This window comes from Allobosea sp. FG18 (assembly GCF_057809495.1).
In genome coordinates this window covers 1-2,534 of record NZ_JBMDKB010000072.1, presented here as the reverse complement: position 1 = coordinate 2,534, position 2,534 = coordinate 1, and the positions used below count along the sequence as shown (strand labels likewise).

The 2,534-nt window shown below is 67.9% G+C and carries 2 protein-coding genes; both read left to right on the top strand.

Annotation, left to right across the window (positions count from 1 at the left end):
• The first annotated feature begins 115 nt into the window (after positions 1 to 115).
• Positions 116 to 979 (top strand): tyrosine-type recombinase/integrase, encoded by an 864-nt coding sequence (locus tag ACODTJ_RS29045; protein WP_293807798.1) that lies wholly within the window; start codon positions 116 to 118, stop codon positions 977 to 979.
• 15 nt (positions 980 to 994) lie between these two features.
• On the top strand, positions 995 to 2,209 hold the full coding sequence (locus ACODTJ_RS29040; RefSeq protein ID WP_293807800.1) for an IS91 family transposase: 1,215 nt from the start codon (positions 995 to 997) through the stop codon (positions 2,207 to 2,209).
• Positions 2,210 to 2,534: the final 325 nt, after the last annotated feature.

Genomic DNA, 2,534 nt, shown 5'->3' with positions numbered 1-2,534 from the left:
GGACTAAGCCGCTCTCGCGGCAGTGCGCTGCGGCTCGGTAATTGCTGAGATTTTGCCTGTGAGGCGCTGCATTCGAGGATTTCAGGGTCGTTTTCCCTGATCCTCGGAGGCTTCCATGATCGATCCCGTCACCGTCAGTCCGCTACGCCAGCGGATGATCGAGGACATGACCATCCGCCGGTTTAGCGAGCACACGCAGCGCGACTATGTCCGGCAGGTGCGTGAGTTCACGGCCTTCCTTGGCTTGCCGCCGGACCGGGCCGAGCCGGAGGACCTGCGGCGCTATCAGCTTCACCTGGCCTCGCTCGGCGCCAGCTACGCCCGGATGAACCTGGCATGCACGGCGCTGCGGTTCTTCTTCCACGTCACGCTGGGCCGGACCGGCTTCGGTGACCGCATGGCGCGGATCCCGACGCCGGAGCGGTTGCCAGTCGTGCTGGACACGCAAGAGGTGGCGTTGCTGCTGGCCCATGCGCGGAGCCTGAAGGACCGGGCCGCGCTGAGTATCGCCTATGGCTGCGGCCTGCGCGTGTCGGAGATCGCCAACCTCAAGGTCGCCGACGTCGACAGCGCGCGCATGCTGATCCGGGTCGAGCAGGGCAAGGGCCGCAAGGACCGCTATGTCATGCTCGCGCCCGACCTGCTCGACCTCCTGCGGCAATGGTGGCGGGTGAAGCGCCCGCGTGGCTGGCTCTTCCCCGGCCAGCAGCCGGGCCAGCCGATCACGACGCGCCAGCTCAACCGGGCCTGTCATGCCGCAGCCGTTGCGGCCAAGCTCGACAAGCGGGTGTCCATGCACACGCTGCGGCACAGCTTCGCCACGCATCTGCTGGAGCGGAAGACCGATATCCGGGTGATCCAGGTCCTGCTCGGCCACAGGAAGCTCGACACCACCGCCGTCTACACCCGCGTCGCGCTGAAGACGCTGCGCGAGGTGACCAGCCCGCTCGCGCTGCTGGCGCCGCCGCCGCCGCCGTAACGCTCCGCGCCGATCATGGCGCGGCCTTCGCTGGAGGTCGCGGACATCCTGAACCGACATGGCGACGCCTTCCTCGCGCGCCATCGGCTCAGCCGTGGCCAGCTCAAGGTGATCGGTGCAATCCGGGCCTGCCGGACGGCTGCGCTCGGCGGCCATGTCATGGCCTGCGGCGACTGCGATCACGCGACGATCGCCTATAACTCCTGCCGAAACCGGCACTGCCCACGATGCCAGGGCGCGGCGGCGAAGGACTGGCTCGCGGACCGGCAGGCCGACCTGCTGCCCGTGCCCTACTATCATCTCGTCTTCACCCTGCCGGCACCGGTCGCGGCCATCGCCTTCCAAAACAAGGCCGCCGTCTACGGCCTTCTGTTCAAGGCAGCAGCCGAGACGCTCGCCACCATCGCGAGCGATCCCCGGCATCTCGGTACCCGCATCGGCTTCACCTCGGTGCTGCACACCTGGGGATCGGCGATGACCCATCATCCCCATCTCCACATCATCGCACCCGGAGGCGGATTGTCGCCTGACAGCGCTCGCTGGATCCCGTGCCGGCCTGGCTTCTTCCTGCCCGTGCGCGTGCTCTCGCGGCTGTTCCGCAGGCTCTTCCTCGAAGGGCTCGCCGCTCTCAATGCTTCCGGGCGGCTCGCCTTCCATGGCGATCTCGCCCATCTGGCCGAAGCCGAGGCCTTCGCCACCGTGCTGGCGCCGCTGCGACGAGCCGACTGGGTCGTCTATGCCAAGCGCCCCTTCGGCGGACCTGAGGCCGTGCTGGCCTATCTCGCCCGCTACACCCACCGCGTCGCCATCGCCAACAGCCGCATCATTGCCATGGATCGGCACGGGGTCACGTTCCGCTGGAAGGATTATCGCGCCCGCTCCGCCGGCGAGACCTGGCGCAAGACCATGACGCTGACGGCCTTCGAGTTCATCCGCCGCTTCCTGCTCCACGTCCTGCCCGACGGATTCCACCGCATCCGGCATTATGGATTGCTCGCCTCGAGCCGGCGCGCCGGCACCATCGCCCGCATCAGGCAGATCATCGCGGCGCCAACACCGGACGCCATGACGGCAGATCGTGAAGCAGAGATCTCGGCCGAACAATCCGATCCAGTCGATGAGCGGAGGCCACCTTGCCCCTGCTGCGGTGGCCGCATGATCCTCGTCGAGCGCTTCGCGCCGGGCACAGCGCCGCGCACCATCTTCGCCGTCAGGATCGACACATCATGACGATGGCGCCGGGGCGACACCCAGACGGACCACAACCGGTCTCAGCCAGAGAGCGGGCGATCTTCTTCGGCCCGACGACGGAAATGGAGATTGCGGCGGGCCCGCATCCGTCCCAGGCGCAGCAAACCTCAGGCTGCCGGGCATCCCGGACAGAACATAGCGCCCTCGATCCACGCCTCGCACGAGCCCGCCAACTAGGCCGCGCCGCGAAATCCCCATAGCGCACGGCCCCGGGCCGCGGCTTCCTCCACTGGAGGCTTTCGAACGCCGGCCCTCAACCCGGACCATCCCAGCTCGCACGGGCCGGCATCCGAAACCCTTCACA